A 15,462-nucleotide genomic window follows, 5' to 3' on the forward strand; every position below is an offset into this window, starting at 1 on the left:
GACCCGTATGGGCGCAATAAACAGCGTCAAATCGGGACAGCGAGGCACAGATGTTTGCGCCTCGGCTTTATCTTTTGATGAATTCAGCGCATGATGCCGTTGGGCACGCGCGATTTTTTTCGTGAGTCGTCCGCGAGGGGCTCCAGGCTATTGAATCGAGCTTGGCTCGGAGTTGATCGTCTTCTGCGACCCGGACGATCATGCTCCGTGACAAGGCGGCGTCCGCGCCGCGGGGGCGGGCTTTCGGGCCCGCCTCCATCTCCGGCCGCTGCCTCCGTCTGTAATTGAACAAAACGGCCCGCCCCGTTTCCAGAGGCGGACCGTTCCAGCTTGCCAGTACCTGTCAGGCGGCGTCGGCCTTGTCTTCGCTCTCGTCGCCGTCGTCATCCCGGACGACCTCGAGCGTCTTCTGCCCGTTCACGGCGATCTTCTTCGGCTTCATCGCTTCAGGCACTTCGCGGACCAGATCGATCGCGAGCAGGCCGTCCTCGAGCCGCGCGTTCTCGACGCGGACGTAATCGGCCAGTTCGAAGCGACGCTCGAACCCGCGATTGGCGATACCCACATGGAGCATTTCGCTCTCGCTATCGGTTTCTTCGCGCTTCTTGCCCTGAACGACGAGCAGGTTCTGCTGCGCCGTGATATCGATGTCCGACGGGCGGAAGCCGGCCACCGCCAGAACGATGCGATAGCTGTCTTCGCCCCGGCGCTCGATGTTGAAGGGCGGATAGTTGTCGCCGGTGTTGCTGCGCGCCTGCCGCTCGAGCAGGTCGAACAGATGGTCGAAGCCGACGGTGGAGCGGCGGTAAGGGGTAAAATCAAAACGGTTCATCGAAACAAATCCTCCTAAGAGCAATTTGACTATGTGCCGGGCCCAATGCGGCGCCCGGCGGTTTGGCGGAGGACACATCCATTGCGGCATGCGCCTCCATTCGCCAGATAGGGAGCACGGCCCGCCGTTCAAGAGCCTCTTCTTGCCAAGAATAACCGAGGAATATCAATGAGTACCCCAAAGGTCGACATCTACACCAAATTCGGATGCGGATATTGCTTTCGTGCCAAGCGCCTGCTGGACCAGAAGGATGTCGATTATACCGAATATGATATCACTCTGGGCGGCCCGAAGCGTGACGAGATGCTGAAGCGGGCTCCGGGCGCGCGCACGGTGCCGCAGATCTTCATCGGCGACACCCACGTTGGCGGGTCGGACGAGCTCCACGCGCTCGAACGCGAAGGCAAGCTGGACGCGCTGCTCGGCGGATGACGCGCATCGCACTTCTCCAGATGCAGTCGGGGATCGACCCGGGCCGCAACGCCGCAACGATCGTGGAGGCCGCGGAACGCGCTGCGGGCGAGGGTGCGGCGATGCTTTTTACGCCCGAAATGTCGGGTCTGCTCGACCGCGACCGTGCCAGAGCCGCGAAGAACATCGCGCGAGAAGCGGACGACCGCGTGCTGAGCGCCGTCCGGGAAGCGGCAGCGCGGAAGGCACTATGGATCGCCCTCGGCTCCCTCGCGATCGACCTCGGAGGCGGCAAGTGGGCGAACCGCAGCTACCTGATCGATTCAGGCGGAGATATCGCCGCGCGCTACGACAAGATGCACATGTTCGACGTCGATCTCGCCAGCGGAGAGAGTTGGCGCGAATCGAATGCTTATCGTCCGGGTGAGGAGATCGTGACAACCGATACGCCGCTCGGCCGACTGGGTCTTTCGATCTGCTACGATCTGCGTTTCCCCGCACTGTTCGAGGCGCTCGGCAACCGCCGGTGCGATGCGATTGCGATCCCCGCTGCCTTCACCGTCCCGACCGGCGAGGCGCACTGGCACGTGCTTCAACGGGCGCGGGCGATCGAGGCGAGCGCCTACGTGATCGCTGCGGCGCAGGTCGGCACTCACGAGGACGGCCGGCGAACCTACGGGCACAGCCTGGTGGTCGATCCGTGGGGAGAAGTCCTGCTCGACATGGGTGGCGAAGGGCCGGGACTGGGCTTTGCCGAGATCGATGCAGAGCGGATCGCCGAGGTCCGCCGGCAGGTTCCCAGCCTTGCCAATCGCCGCCAGATGCCCGACTAGCGCGCCCGCTATGATCGTATTCGAACTCTCCTGCGCTGAAGGGCACCGTTTCGAAGGCTGGTTCGGCTCGTCCGACGACTTTGCCGGGCAGAAGACGCGCGGGCTCGTCACTTGCCCGCGGTGCGGTTCAACCGAAATCGCCAAGGCGCCGATGGCGCCCGCGGTCGGGGCCAAGAGCAATCAGCGTCCTGCCGCCGGCGAGACCAAAAAGAAGCCGATGAGCGGCGGCAAGATCCCGCCGGAGGTGCGCAAGGCGATGGAAGCGCTCGCGAAAGCCCAGGCGAAAGCGCTCGAGAGCAGCCGCTGGGTCGGCGACGGCTTCGCAGAGGAGTCGCGGGCGATGCACTATGGCGAGAAGGATCTCGAGGCGATCCACGGCAAGGCGACGCTCAAGGAAGCGAAGGAATTGCTGGACGAGGGCATCTCGCTCGCCCCGCTGCCGTTCCCCGTGGCTGAGCCCGACGAGATCAACTGATCGACCGAAGTTGCTGGTAGCGGTCGTGGTGCGCCCGACAGGATTCGAACCTGTGGCCCCCAGATTAGGAATCTGGTGCTCTATCCGACTGAGCTACGGGCGCCCCGCAGCGCGCTTTAGGGTCGCGGGCGCGGTGCTGCAAGAACTACACAGAAGCTGGCTCATGCGCGGGCGAAGCCAGCGCCGCGGCATCAGCCCTTGGCGGCGTGTTCGGCGCGGGCGATCTCGTGGAGCCAGTCGGCGTGCCGGGGGGCTTTCTTGGTCTGCGACCATTCCTCCAGCATCGGCATCGCGACCCGCTTGAGCTCGGCGTACTGCTCGTCGGTCCCGATGTCGGCGGCGAGCTCCACGCGGTGGCCGTTGGGATCGAAGAAATAGATCGACTTGAAGATACCGTGATGTGTCGGGCCGAGCACGTCGATGCCGAGGCTTTCGATATGCTCCTTCGCGGCCAGCAGCTCTTCCTCCGAACCGACACGGAAGGCGAGATGCTGGACCCATGCGGGCGTGTTCTCGTCGCGGCCCATGTCCTTCTGCTGAGGCAGCTCGAAGAACGCCAGCACGTTGCCGTTACCCGCGTCGAGGAACACGTGCATGTAGGGATCGTATTCGCCAGTCGACGGTACATGGTCCTCGGAGAAGGCGCTGACATATTCCATGCCGAGGACCTTCTCGTACCATTCGACCGTCTCCTTGGCATCCTTGCACCGGTAGGCCGCGTGGTGGACCCCGCCGAGCTTGATCGGGTGCATTGCCTGTTCGGTCATCGCTACCTCCGTGTGGCCTACTCGGCCGGTTCCGTCTGAACGGATTGCGCGTCCTCGACCTTGAGCGCGCCGCGCTTGATCTGGTCGCGTTCCATCGATTCGAACAGCGCCTTGAAGTTGCCTTCGCCGAAGCCCTCGTCGCCCTTGCGCTGGATGAACTCGAAGAACACCGGACCGACCTGCGCCTCCGCGAAGATCTGCAGAAGCAGGCGCGGATGACCGCCTTCGGTAGTGCCGTCGAGCAAGATGCCGCGCGCCTTCAGCGCCTCTACGTCCTCGCCGTGGCCGGGCAGGCGCTCGTCGAGCATCTCATAATAGGTGGCGGGCGGCGCGGTCATGAACGGCACGCCCAGCTTCTTGAGATTGTCCCAGCAGGCGACGAGGTCGTCGCAGATCAGGGCGATGTGCTGGATGCCTTCGCCGTTGAACTCGCGCAGGTATTCCTCGATCTGGCCCTTGCCGCCGTCGCCTTCTTCGTTGAGCGGGATGCGGATCTTGCCGTCGGGCGCGGTCAGCGCCTTCGAGGTGAGACCGGTATATTCGCCCTTGATGTCGAAATAGCGGATTTCCTGGAAGTTGAAGAGCGTCTCGTAATAGTCCGCCCAGTACTTCATCCGTCCGCCGTAGACGTTGTGCGTCAGGTGGTCGATCAGCTTGAAACCGGCGCCGACCGGGTGCTTCTCGACACCGGGCAGATATTCGAAATCGATGTCGTAGATCGACAGACCTTCGCCATCCTCGTTCTCATAGCGGTCGACGAGGTAAAGGATCGCGCCCCCGATGCCGCGGATGGCAGGCAAGCGCAGTTCCATCGGTCCGGTCTCGACGTGGACTGGTTCGGCCCCCCTGTCCATCAGGTGCTGCCAGGCCTTGGCGGCATCCTTCACGCGGAACCCCATGCCGCAGGCGGACGGGCCATGCTCGCGGGCGAAATACCAAGCAGCACTTCTGGGCTCGTAATTGGTGACCAGATTGATTCCACCCTGGCGCCACAGGTGCACATCCTTGCTGCGGTGAGTGGCCACGTGCGTGAAGCCCATGGCTTCGAACACCGGTTCGAGAACGCCCTTTTCGGGCGCGCAGAATTCCACGAACTCGAAGCCATCGAGGCTGGCGGGATTTTCGAACAGGTCGGGCATGAATGTGGTCTCCTCTGTTGGTTTCAAGTGTAACCAATTCGATCCCGTTCCGCAAGGGTGGGCCATTTGAAAAACGCTTGGGAGACGCCATAGGGCTCGCGCAGGAGCATCGGGTCGTCGCAAATGGGTGATGATCGCAGACAAACCGCTTGAATAGCGGCATTAACTGTGATTCTGTCGTTCTCGTGACGAGAGCAGGGCACAAGATCACTTTGCCGAGGGAGCAATTGACGCAAGGGTTCGCCCTGGCGCTGCTTTTGCTGCTCATGGGTTTGGCGATCGCGGGGCCGAGCGGGCTGCTCGCATGGGGCGAGAACGAGCAGTTGCTGGGCAAGCACCAGACGCGCATCGCAAAGCTGACGGAACAGCGCGACGCGCTCCGCAACCGTGTGAAGTTGCTGGACCCGGATCACGCGGATCCCGATCTCGTTGGCGAGCAGTTGCGCCAGAACTTCAACGTAGTGCATCCGGACGAGGTCGTTCTGATCCTCGAACCCCAGGACGAGTAAGCCGGCAGCGGGCACTCTCTTGCACTGTCGGGAATTTCGTATTCATCTGCAGTCCGGGGCGTTGCACGTGCGCGCTGCTTGCGCCTATAGGCGCGGCATGCCGCGCGATGCGGCGCACCTCCCCAGGTGATCGCCACAACCGAGGAAAGAGAATTGGCCAGAACCGCCAAGACCCGCAAGACGCCCGCGAAAAGCCAGCAGCAGGGCGGCCCGTCCGACGATCCCGATTTCGCGCTGCACAGTCTGCAGGAAGCGTTCGAGAAGGCGAAAACCTACGACGCCTCCGAAGACGAGATGATGGCGTTCTACCGGCAGATGCTGCTCATCCGCCGGTTCGAGGAGAGGGCGGGGCAGCTCTATGGCCTGGGCCTGATCGGGGGCTTCTGCCACCTTTACATCGGACAGGAAGCGGTTGCCATCGGGCTTCAGAGCGCGCTCGACAACGACAAGGACAGCGTGATCACCGGCTACCGCGATCATGGCCACATGCTCGCTTACGGTATCGATCCCAAGGTCATCATGGCCGAGCTTACGGGGCGCCAGGCCGGCATCTCGAAAGGCAAGGGCGGCTCGATGCACATGTTCAGCACCGAGCATAAGTTCTACGGCGGCCACGGCATCGTGGGCGCGCAGGTGGCGCTCGGCGGCGGGCTCGCGCTCGCGCACAAGTACAACGAAGACGGCGGCCTGTGCCTCGCCTATTTCGGCGACGGCGCGGCGAACCAGGGCCAGGTCTACGAGACCTTCAATATGGCCTCGCTGTGGAAGCTGCCGATCGTCTTCGTGATCGAGAACAACCAGTATGCAATGGGCACCAGCACCGCGCGATCCAGCGCCGAGACGGAATTCCATCGGCGCGGTACGGCGTTCCGCATCCCTGGCATGGACGTCAACGGCATGGACGTGCTCGAGGTGCGTGCGGCGGCCGAAGTCGCATTCAAGCACGTCCGCGAGGGCAAGGGGCCGGTGCTGATGGAGCTCAACACCTATCGCTATCGCGGTCACTCGATGTCCGACCCGGCCAAGTACCGTACGCGCGAGGAAGTGCAGGACGTGCGCGAGCACAAGGATCCGATCGAGGGCCTCAAGAAAGTCCTGGTCGAGAAAGGCAAGAGCGAGGACGATCTGAAGGCGATCGACAAGGAAATTCGCAAGATCGTGTCGGAAGCGGCTGATTTCTCCGAAAATTCTCCCGAGCCGGAAGCAGGCGAACTCTACACCGATGTCCTGGTGGAGGAGTACTGAGCTTGGCGATCACCGACGACAACTTGTGGCATGCCGAGCGGCGGCTGTGGACCGAGGGTGCCGAGGCTTATGGTGAGCTGGTCGCACCGGACTGTGTGATGGTTTTCCCGGGCATGGGCGTGATGGATCGCGCCGGCGCTATCGCGGGCCTCGAGAATGCGCCGCGCTGGCGGGAGCTCGACATGTCCGAGAGGCATGTGGCGCGCTTCGGGAAGGACGTTGCAGTGCTCGCCTATCGCGCCGAAGCCAAACGCGGTGACGACGAAACTTACACCTGCCACTGCTCGAGCACCTATCGCGGTGCCGATGCCGGCTGGCATCTCATTCAACATCAGCAGACGGTAACCGACTGATGGCCATCGAACTTAAAATGCCAGCCCTTTCCCCGACCATGGAGGAAGGCACGATCGCCAAGTGGCTGGTCAAGGAAGGCGACACGGTTTCGAGCGGCGATATTCTCGCCGAGATCGAGACCGACAAGGCGACGATGGAATTCGAGTCCATCGATGAAGGCACGGTCGGCAAGATCCTGGTTCCGGAAGGCACCGAGAACGTCAAGGTCGGCACTGTGATCGCCATGCTCGCGGGCGAGGGGGAAGATGCCTCCGAGGTCGAGGCCCCCGCGGAGGCAGCAACCTCCGACGAAGAGGACCAACAGCCTGATTCTCCAGCGACTGCGGGAGATCAGGAAAAGTCCGGCGACGAGAAGGAAGCGATCGCTCCGGGCAAGCCGAAGTCGGAGCCCAAGTCCGATCCGGCCATTCCCGACGGCACCAACATGGCGACGGTCACCGTGCGCGAAGCCCTGCGCGATGCGATGGCGGAGGAAATGCGCCGCGACGAGCGCGTCTTTGTCATGGGCGAGGAAGTCGCCGAGTATCAGGGCGCCTACAAAGTCACGCAAGGACTGCTCGACGAATTCGGGCCCAAGCGCGTGATCGATACCCCGATCACGGAGTACGGCTTTGCCGGGATCGGCACGGGTGCTGCGATGGGCGGTCTGCGGCCGATCGTCGAGTTCATGACCTTCAACTTCGCAATGCAGGCGATCGACCACATCGTGAACTCGGCAGCCAAGACCAATTACATGTCGGGCGGGCAGATGCGCTGCCCGGTGGTCTTCCGCGGTCCGAATGGTGCGGCCAGCCGCGTCGGCGCTCAGCACAGCCAGAACTACGGCCCTTGGTACGCCAGCGTGCCCGGCCTGATCGTGATCGCGCCCTACGACAGCTCGGACGCCAAGGGTCTGCTCAAGGCCGCGATCCGCAGCGAGGATCCGGTCGTGTTCCTCGAGAACGAGCTGGTTTACGGTCGCAGTTTCGAACTGCCCGAACTCGACGACCACGTCCTGCCGATCGGCAAGGCACGGATCGTGCGCGAAGGTTCCAACGTGACCATCGTCAGCTATTCGATCGGGGTCGGCTTTGCGCTCCAGGCGGCGGAGAAGCTGGCCGAAGAAGGCATCGATGCGGAAGTGATCGACCTGCGCACGCTGCGTCCGCTCGATAGCCAGACGATCCTCGAAAGCCTGGCCAAGACCAACCGCCTGGTGGTCGCGGAAGAAGGCTGGCCGACGTGCTCGATCGCCTCGGAAGTGATCGCGATCTGTATGGAGGAGGGCTTCGACCACCTCGACGCACCGGTCCTTCGCGTGTGCAACGAGGACGTTCCGCTGCCTTATGCGGCGAACCTCGAGAAGATGGCGCTGATCGATGCGCCGCGGATCGTCGAAGCGGTGAAGAAGGTCTGCTACGTCTGACCTGGGGCGGCGCTCAGCCGAGCGTCGCCACCCCGTCGTACACGTTGCAATCCGCGGTCGCGTCCGGGTCCCCGGCATCGTGCTGGTAGACTTGCGATAGATCGCGATTGTCGCGCACGTTGAAGGCGGCGGTGGCGCTTATCTTGTCGGCATGGGTGAAGGCGCGCGAGATCAGCGGCTGATAGTCATACACGACCTCGACGAACATCACCGCCTCGCCTTCGAACGCGATGATCTCCTCGCCGGGCGGTCCCATGCCGGGAATGCCGCTCATGAGGCCGTCGCCGGCGTGTCCGTAGCTTGAGGTGTGGACCAATTCGCCCTTGCACCGCTGCCAGTGAATGTACTGCTGGTCCTGGGTTCCCGGCACGACTTCCAGACTGGATAGGATCACCCGCCCGTGCTTGTAGAGGTCGAAGTTCCCGGCCTGGACATGCGCGCCGTAAAGCACGTCGTTGATGTCGGTCTCGTAAAGCTTGGTTTCGCCGAGCAGCGAGTTCTCGCCCACGCGCGACGCGTTATCCGCGATCAACACCGAGATCTGACTGATACGCATCTGCACGACCGCGCGATGCGCCGATTCCACACCCCAGAGGCCCGCGGTCATGACCAGCGGCGCGGCGAGCGCGAATTCGGTAAGTGCGGTGCCCGACGTCGAGCGGCACATACGCCTGAGGAGAGCGCGTAGCGGGCTCATCCGCAATTCCTGACCAGCGACGAGACATCCTGCTCGCCGTAAGGCTGATTGCGCAGCACCGTCGTCGCCTGGGTGGTGAACGTGTCCGGCATGCCGATGAAAGCGCTGATGGCGAAAGCGCGCGTGTAGCTCACGGTCACGACATAGAGCACCGCATCGCGCGCGCCGCCGAGGCCTTCTGCACCGCGATCCTCATCCCAGATGCCGTTGCCGTTCGCATCCTCGAACGGTTCGCCGTCGTTGCAGGTGCCGTTGCCGTCGATATCGCTGAAATCCTCCGGTCGTGCGACGTCGGAGAAGCGGGCGTAGGCCTTGCGCGAGAACGTCACCTCCGCGCCCGGCACGATGGCGTGAACTGCATCGGCCACCCGTGCGTCGATCTCGCCCATCCGCGAATGCGCGCCTTCGATGCCGGAATCGCGCGCGGCTTTCTGGATGGCGCCCTGGAGCTGCGACTGGACGTAGTAGTTGTAGCCCATGTCGAACATGCCCAGCAGCATCAGCAGCAGCACCGGCGCCACCAGCGCGAATTCGACCAGGGCGGCACCCCCGCGATCGACGAAAAGATTGCGCGCCCGCGTCATCGGCTCACCCGCAAGTCGCTCATGCTCTCGGCGATCGCGGCGAACGAGGCGTTGAGTTCGGCCGCGTCGGCGGCTTCGAAGTAATGTCCCTCGCCGGCGCAGTTCTTCATCACGTCGGTCAAGGTGATGCCGAAGCCGATGACCCATACCGTGACGTTCTTCCGGCGTACTTCTCCGCAAGCGAAGGCAAAACGCTTCTCGACGGTTTCGGCAAGCGAGAGCGGGGAGTCCGGCGACCACCGCCGTTGGTCGAGCGGTTCGAAGCCATAGCTTGAGTAGCTGAGATCGAGCGGCGCGGTTTCGCCGTCGGTGAGGAAGATCAGGTGGCGACTGGTCATCGAATTGGCGGCATCCGCATTTTCCGCTGCGAACAGGCCGGTCGGGGAGATGAGGCGGCCGCCCCAGATCATTCCGATGTCGTGATATGTGCTGCCTTCCGCCCGCAGGGTTTCGAGATAGTCCTGCAACTCGTCGGCCGTCATCGCGGACAGGTTGCGCGCCGGCGCAGGGCAGGCGGCGGAATCGAGCCCGACCGGGGAAACATAGTCCTCGGTGGTGATCGTCTCCCTGGTGTCGAACTTGCCCCTGCCGTCCCAGCGCAGTGCGCGGCCGAAGATGTAGGAGGGTATCATCGGCCGCCATTGCGTCGACGGATTGCCGCTGACCGGAATCCGATCGAGGTCGAGGTCCAGGGCGCGGCTCAGGTCCACGGCGCTGAAATCCGCGATCTCGTAGGTATCGCGCTCCTCCACGCAGCCGTTTCCGGTCGTGCGCCAGTCACCGACATCGTACTCGATCTGCGCATATCGCCATTGCGCTTCGCTCAGGAGCGCGGGTTCCTGGATCTTCTTGTAGGTGTCGACATAATTGTCGTACGTGTGCTGGCGCACGATGCAGGTGGTATCGTTCAGAACGGTCGAATAGCTGTTCCCATTGCGCGTGCGAAGATAAGTCCACTCGTGGCGGACGCCGGGTATGGGCGTGAGAACGTCCGTCAGAGTCTCCGTGACCTCGGTGCCGGTGGTGATTTTCCCCGACGGCTTCGAAGGACAGTGGTATCCTTTCAATTCGGTGAAGCTGGCCTTGTAGGACGTGTAATTGCTCACCGTGATCGAGCCGGATACGCGTTTTGCAGGCGTCGTATATGTCCGCGACGCAGGGCTGGTCAGGTCGTCATGCTTCTCGCGCGACTGATAGCTCCATGTCCCAGCGACCCATTCGTCGCGCAGCAGATGGCCCACATGGACATTGGTCGAATAGGGGACAAAGCCGTAGCGGATGCGCGAACCGGCCTGCGACGCGGCGGCGAGCTGCGCATGGAAGGTCGCAACCGTCTGCTTCATCGCATCGAGGCGCGAGAGCGTATCGCCCGGATTGCGCTGCGCCATGGAACCTGTGACGTCGAGCACCATCATCACGTCGGTGTTGGCAAAGTCGATCTGCGCCTCGCACTCGACGCGCACCGGAACGACCGTGAAGCCGAAGATCTGCATGATCGTGGTCGGGACGTCGACCGTTGCCACGCCTGAGATCGCGAAATCGTCCTCCAGTGTCATCACGAAATCGCGGTCCTCGGTGCCGTAGGAGCCCGAGCGGAAGTTGATGTTGAAGAAGCGTTGTCCGGTCTCGGCAACGTCGGGCGAAATTTCACCGGTGGCGGCGGCTTGCGCGCCCAGCCGCTTTCGCGCGGCGAGCACCCCGGCATCACAGGCCTGCTGTAGCCGGCTCTGGCTGAGGTAGGAGCGCCCCATGTCGATCCCGCCGCCGACCATGGCGAGGATCGGCGCAATCGCCGCGGCAATGATGGCCAGCGTGTTGCCCGACCGATCGCGCACGAGGCGCGTCAGCAATCCGGCGACCGGCCGAGGCGGCGAGGCGAGACGATTTCCCACCCTTCGCTGTTATCGAGCCGCAGTAAGATTATCGTGAATGACTGGGGTTAATTTATTGAGTTCGTTCGCTTCGGTTCAGCAGGCGCTTTTGGTAGCTGCCGGGTCCGGGTTGAAGATATTGGTCAAATCGCGATCGTCGCGGACGTACATCGCGGCCGTCTTGTAGATCGTCTGTTCCGGGATCAGACCGCGGAACACGACCGGCTGATAGTCATAGAAGACCTCGGCATACATGATCGCGAATCTCGGTTCCGCCTGCACCATGCGCGTGCCAGCGCCCATCCCGGCAAACGACGTTCCCGTTTCTCCCTCGCCTTCCGCGCCGTAACGTGAAGGATAGGACTTGTCTCCGCCGCAACGCTGCCAGTGGATCCACTGGCCACCGTCTCCATTCACCTCAAGGCTGGAGAGAACGACACGGCCGTTTGCCTTCAAGTTCAGATTGCCGCCCTGTAACTGCGCGGCGCGGATCGACTCGTTGGCGTCGAGTTCCCGGAAGCGGGGATTGCTGCCGACCACCTCCTGCTTGGCGCGCGAGGCGTTGTCGGCCAGCGATATCGCGATCTGGTTCACCCGCAGATGTGCGGTCGTGTAGTTGACGAGCTCGAGGCCGCCGAGGCCGAGCGTGACCATGATCGGCAGCGAATAGGCAAACTCGATCAGAGCTACGCCATCACGCGCGCCGGCGAGCGTGCGGAATTCGCGCGTCACCCACGAAGCAAGGCGCGTCACGGACATATGCGCACCGTCTTGCGGGCTGCTTGCTCACCGAACGGCTGGTTGCGCATGACGGTGGTCGCCTGCGCCGTGGCCCGTTGCTGCAAGCCGATCATGGACCAGAGAGGAAAGAGGCGATCGTACCCGACTGTGACTTCGTAGTAGACGACATCGTCCGCCCCGCCGAGCCCGTCGGCGCCGATGTCATCGTCCCACTGGCCGTTGCCATTCTGATCGGTGAAGCACTCCGTGATATCGTACAGGTCGTTGTTGTTGGTGTCGTCATAGTCCTCCGGCACGCCGATGTCGCTGAACGTGACGTAGTTGGAGCGCTTGATGTCGATATCCTCGTCAGGAATGAACGGCATGACGGCCTGGACGCTCGTCCGCACGCTCTCGTCGATCGTGGCTTGCGCCGTACGCCCGCTCTCCAAGCCGGCGTCGCGCCCCGCGTCCTGCACCGCGCCCTGGAGCACCGACTGCATGTAGAGCCCATGACCGAGGTCGAGCACGCCGAAGATCAGCGTCAGCAACACCGGAGCCACGATCGCGAACTCGATGATCGTAACGCCCGCTGTGTCGCGGAGAAGAGCACGCAAGCGGTTCATTCGCCGAGCCTCAGGTCGGCCACCTGTGAGGCGATGTAGCGGAAGGTGGCTCGGAGTTCGTCGGAGTCGTTGGAGTAATACGCTCTATGGCCCGTCGCGCAGTTCTTCATCTGCGTCGTCAGTGACGAACCGAAGCCGATTACCCAGACCGTGTAGCCTTCGTCCTTGATTGCGTTGCATGCCGCCACAAAGCGGGCATTGTGGTAAGCGATCAGATCATCGGTATCGCTGCCGGAGGGGGCTACACGATGATCGTATTGTTCGATCCCATATGCAGAGTAGCCACTCAGCACGGGGAGCATTTCGCCATCAGTCATGAAGATGATGTGCCGACTGACTGAGCGATCGGGTTCATCGTTAACGAGATCGGCAAAAATTCCGCTCGGACTCGCCAGACGCCCTCCCCAGATCATCCCGATATCGTGATAGGTATTGCCCCGGACGACCAGTCCATCGACATAGTTGTCGAGCCATTCCGGGATCTCGTTCGGCGTTAGGTCAACTTTTTTGTATAGCTGCATCGGCGAGGGGCAGTTGTCAGCGGCGCTCGCCGAATTGCGCGTCCCGACGACATATGGGGCGAAATATGGTTTCCAACGTGTATCGTCACTGTTCGGCGCGGAGTTGATGTCAAGGTCGGTGGCGCCGGAGGGGACAGGATCCATATCCCCATCGACCACCGTTGCACGCTCTTCGATGCATCCGCCCCAAGAATAGTTGAGTGTCTTGACCCCAACCGTGCCGGACATCGTCGCGAGTCTGAGCATGTCGTATTCACGGGGACTTGCGGGGGTACCCTTGATATAGGCCGGATCTTCGTTCCGGCCCTCTCCCTCAACTTTGCTTACGATCTTGACCGAGGTAAAGTCCTTAAGGAACGATACATCGATCTCGGTGGGTTCGCGGCGCCATCCGGACAGCTTGTAGACTTGCTCCCATTTCGAGCCCGTCCAAGCCCATTCATGGGAATCGAACACCGCCTTCCGCACGTTATAGCGGGCGGTGTTGGCTATATAATCTTTCGGCATGTCGCCGTTGACCAGCAAGTTTCTGGCGTTCACGGTCATGCTGTACGGTACGAAGCCGTAGCGTACCCGTACATCGTCGTCGGTTACTGACGAAGCGATGGTCTTGTGGAAGTCCTTCACCGCGTCGCGCAGGCCCTGGATACGGGTACCTGCCATGGACCCGGTCGTATCGAGCACGAACATCACATCGGTGTTGGTGATCTGCAGCTCGGCCATGCATCCTGTCGAGAACGACAGCTCGTTGGTGCCGAACAGCTTCATCAGCACGGTCGGGATCGTCGCTGTGGCCGTACCGTAGACGTCACCGTCCGTGCCGGCTCGGGTATCGAAGGTCACCTCTTCTGCGTCGACGATAGCGGAATCGAAGTTCGCATCGAACATGCGCGATGCTTTCGCCTTTTCGGAGGTTTCGAACAGACCAGACTTCGCCATGGCGCGGCGGCCCGCGAGTACGCCGGCGTCGCAGGCGTTCTGCAACTGCGTCTTGGTCAGATAGCCGCGGCTGGCGTCGACCCCGCCGCCCACGATCGCGAGCAGCGGAATCAGCGATGCCGCGAAAATCGGCAGGGTGTTTCCCCCCCGATCGCGCCAGAGCGCTGCAAGCGATGTGGCGATGCCGATACCCCTCATGGAACGTCCGAAGTTGTTCGCCTTGCGCCTACCAAGACGGCATTAAGAAACTCCAAATAGGCGATGCATCTCGGATCGACGTGGCGTGGTCGGCCCGATCGGTGCTATCGGCAGCAGACTCGATGGATCTCGGTTTCCTCCCCTTGCCGCAGCGGCTGGCGCTGAACTACGCGCCCGAACGTATTCGTGCGCAGACCGCTGCGCTGTTCGCTCTCGACGCACGCCTGGGGGAGCTTGTCGCCAAGGCCAACGAGCCGCTGCTCGCGCAGCTGCGCCTGGCGTGGTGGCGCGATGAGCTGAGCAAGCCACAGGAGGAGCGGGCGAGGGGTGATCCCATACTCGACACGCTCGGCGAGACATGGCCGGGAGAGGAACACGCGCTCATTCGCCTGATAGACGGGTGGGAGCAACTCGTCGGCGCTGCACCGTTACCAGGTTCCGCTCTCGAAAGTTTTGCCGACGGCCGCGCCGGTGCGTTCGCGGCGCTCGCCCGCCTCGCAGGTGAGCCGTCCGCGGAAGAGATAGCTCGCGATGCCGGAAGGGTTTGGGCTCTTGCCGATCTCGCGGCCCGGGTGAGTGACGACCAGGAGCGGCAGACGGCGTGTCGTCTGGCGGAAGGGCAAGAGCATCGCTTCCCGCGCCTGCCCCGCGCGCTGCGTCCGCTGGCGGTGCTGCGAGGGCTTGCGCACCGTGCTCTCCTTCTTGGAGGGGCGCCGCTCGTCACAGGGAGGCGCGACATTCTTGCTGCGCTGCGTCTTGGCATGATCGGCCGTTAGCCTATGATCCCCCGCGAAGCAGGGGGAGAGTGGACGATGAACCGGCTCGTGCTGGGGGCGGTCGGCGCCTTGATTCTTGTCGGGATCGGTATGTTCTGGTGGCAGGGAAGGGCCGAGGTCGAGCGAGGAGCTCCACCGCCGTTGCCCGAAATCGCGGAACCCGATGACGAGACGCTGCCGCAAGTCGATCCCGGAAACTTGAGCGGTCCAGAGCCGCCCGAGGCAACCGAGCTGACGCGCGAGCAGCGGCGCTTCTTCCGCTACGACCGCAATCGCGACCTCAAGATAACGCGCAACGAGATGCTGTCGACGCGAAGCGACGGCTTCCGCAAACTCGACAAGGACGGCAACAATCTGCTGACTTTCGAGGAATGGGCCGTCACGACGGCCGAGCGCTTCGAAGGCGCCGACGCCGATGGAAATGAGGAACTGACTGCGGCGGAGTTCGCAACGACTGCACCGAAGCGCAATCCGAAGCCGGCATGTAAATGCTAGCAAGCCAGCGGTCGCCTGCCGGGCCTCGTGTGTTGGCCCGTTGTGCCCTCTTCTGTGTTTCCAGG

General features: G+C 62.7%; 18 protein-coding genes and 1 tRNA gene. 9 read left to right on the top strand and 10 right to left on the bottom strand.

The features are described 5' to 3' along the window. Positions 1–343: 343 nt before the first annotated feature. The gene (locus D2V04_RS04845) at positions 344–832 is read right to left on the bottom strand and encodes an Hsp20 family protein (protein WP_119512162.1); all 489 of its coding nucleotides are present in this window, start codon (positions 830–832) and stop codon (positions 344–346) included. Between the two features lie 168 nt (positions 833–1,000). Between D2V04_RS04845 and grxC the strand changes: the two genes are divergently transcribed. From grxC to D2V04_RS04860, 3 genes are read left to right on the top strand one after another with little or no spacing between them, the layout of a single operon-like run. After that, complete coding sequence (gene grxC / locus D2V04_RS04850; RefSeq protein WP_119512163.1) at positions 1,001–1,264, top strand: glutaredoxin 3; 264 nt, start codon at positions 1,001–1,003, stop codon at positions 1,262–1,264. Continuing rightward, complete coding sequence (locus tag D2V04_RS04855; RefSeq protein WP_119512164.1) at positions 1,261–2,076, top strand: carbon-nitrogen hydrolase family protein; 816 nt, start codon at positions 1,261–1,263, stop codon at positions 2,074–2,076. Before grxC ends, D2V04_RS04855 begins: the two co-directional genes overlap by 4 nt. A 10-nt stretch (positions 2,077–2,086) precedes the next feature. Continuing rightward, positions 2,087–2,551: a DUF1178 family protein gene (locus D2V04_RS04860; RefSeq protein WP_119512165.1), complete on the top strand. Its 465-nt coding sequence runs from the start codon at positions 2,087–2,089 to the stop codon at positions 2,549–2,551. A gap of 26 nt (positions 2,552–2,577) precedes the next feature. Here the strand turns inward: D2V04_RS04860 and D2V04_RS04865 are convergent. The 3 genes from D2V04_RS04865 to hppD form a co-directional block, all read right to left on the bottom strand. Beyond that, positions 2,578–2,654: transfer RNA gene (locus tag D2V04_RS04865), tRNA-Arg, on the bottom strand. A gap of 88 nt (positions 2,655–2,742) precedes the next feature. Continuing rightward, a complete protein-coding gene (locus D2V04_RS04870; protein ID WP_182849662.1) occupies positions 2,743–3,318 on the bottom strand; it encodes a VOC family protein in 576 nt (191 codons plus the stop codon). 17 nt (positions 3,319–3,335) lie between these two features. Further along, positions 3,336–4,457, bottom strand: coding sequence for a 4-hydroxyphenylpyruvate dioxygenase (gene hppD / locus D2V04_RS04875; RefSeq protein ID WP_119512166.1), 1,122 nt, complete (start codon positions 4,455–4,457; stop codon positions 3,336–3,338). A 185-nt stretch (positions 4,458–4,642) separates the two neighbouring features. On the opposite strand from hppD, the gene D2V04_RS04880 reads away from it, so the two are divergent. The 4 genes from D2V04_RS04880 (at position 4,643) to D2V04_RS04895 (ending at position 7,970) form a co-directional block, all read left to right on the top strand. Continuing rightward, positions 4,643–4,966, top strand: a complete 324-nt coding sequence (locus D2V04_RS04880; protein WP_228766269.1) for an FtsB family cell division protein — start codon at positions 4,643–4,645, stop codon at positions 4,964–4,966. A gap of 153 nt (positions 4,967–5,119) precedes the next feature. Then, entirely contained in the window at positions 5,120–6,211 is a 1,092-nt protein-coding gene (gene pdhA, locus D2V04_RS04885; RefSeq protein ID WP_119512594.1) for a pyruvate dehydrogenase (acetyl-transferring) E1 component subunit alpha, read from the top strand. Positions 6,212–6,213: 2 nt separating this feature from the next. Continuing rightward, the gene (locus D2V04_RS04890; protein ID WP_182849663.1) at positions 6,214–6,564 is read left to right on the top strand and encodes a nuclear transport factor 2 family protein; all 351 of its coding nucleotides are present in this window, start codon (positions 6,214–6,216) and stop codon (positions 6,562–6,564) included. Beyond that, positions 6,564–7,970: a pyruvate dehydrogenase complex E1 component subunit beta gene (locus tag D2V04_RS04895; RefSeq protein ID WP_119512168.1), complete on the top strand. Its 1,407-nt coding sequence runs from the start codon at positions 6,564–6,566 to the stop codon at positions 7,968–7,970. Before D2V04_RS04890 ends, D2V04_RS04895 begins: the two co-directional genes overlap by 1 nt. A 13-nt stretch (positions 7,971–7,983) precedes the next feature. On the opposite strand, the gene D2V04_RS04900 is transcribed toward D2V04_RS04895, so the two are convergent. The 6 genes from D2V04_RS04900 to D2V04_RS04925 form a co-directional block, all read right to left on the bottom strand. Beyond that, positions 7,984–8,637, bottom strand: coding sequence for a TadE/TadG family type IV pilus assembly protein (locus D2V04_RS04900; protein WP_119512169.1), 654 nt, complete (start codon positions 8,635–8,637; stop codon positions 7,984–7,986). A 26-nt stretch (positions 8,638–8,663) separates the two neighbouring features. Next, positions 8,664–9,251, bottom strand: a complete 588-nt coding sequence (locus D2V04_RS17875) for a TadE family protein (RefSeq protein WP_182849664.1) — start codon at positions 9,249–9,251, stop codon at positions 8,664–8,666. Continuing rightward, positions 9,248–11,143 carry a TadE/TadG family type IV pilus assembly protein gene (locus tag D2V04_RS04910; protein WP_119512171.1) on the bottom strand — a complete coding sequence of 632 codons (1,896 nt, stop codon included), beginning with the start codon at positions 11,141–11,143 and terminating at the stop codon, positions 9,248–9,250. Before D2V04_RS04910 ends, D2V04_RS17875 begins: the two co-directional genes overlap by 4 nt. 75 nt (positions 11,144–11,218) lie before the next feature. Then, positions 11,219–11,854, bottom strand: coding sequence for a TadE/TadG family type IV pilus assembly protein (locus D2V04_RS04915; RefSeq protein WP_182849665.1), 636 nt, complete (start codon positions 11,852–11,854; stop codon positions 11,219–11,221). 17 nt (positions 11,855–11,871) lie between these two features. Next, a complete protein-coding gene (locus tag D2V04_RS04920; RefSeq protein ID WP_119512173.1) occupies positions 11,872–12,468 on the bottom strand; it encodes a TadE/TadG family type IV pilus assembly protein in 597 nt (198 codons plus the stop codon). Continuing rightward, on the bottom strand, positions 12,465–14,126 hold the full coding sequence (locus D2V04_RS04925) for a TadE/TadG family type IV pilus assembly protein (protein ID WP_119512174.1): 1,662 nt from the start codon (positions 14,124–14,126) through the stop codon (positions 12,465–12,467). The genes D2V04_RS04920 and D2V04_RS04925 overlap by 4 nt, the downstream gene beginning before the upstream one ends. Positions 14,127–14,227: 101 nt before the next feature. Here D2V04_RS04925 and D2V04_RS04930 point away from each other — a divergent pair, with 101 nt between their 5' ends. Together D2V04_RS04930 and D2V04_RS04935 are read left to right on the top strand one after the other, a co-directional pair. After that, positions 14,228–14,902: a squalene/phytoene synthase family protein gene (locus D2V04_RS04930; RefSeq protein WP_182849666.1), complete on the top strand. Its 675-nt coding sequence runs from the start codon at positions 14,228–14,230 to the stop codon at positions 14,900–14,902. Positions 14,903–14,938: 36 nt separating this feature from the next. Next, complete coding sequence (locus D2V04_RS04935) at positions 14,939–15,397, top strand: EF-hand domain-containing protein (RefSeq protein WP_119512596.1); 459 nt, start codon at positions 14,939–14,941, stop codon at positions 15,395–15,397. Positions 15,398–15,462 lie beyond the last annotated feature (65 nt).

The organism is Pelagerythrobacter aerophilus (assembly GCF_003581645.1).
Lineage (GTDB): Bacteria > Pseudomonadota > Alphaproteobacteria > Sphingomonadales > Sphingomonadaceae > Pelagerythrobacter > Pelagerythrobacter aerophilus.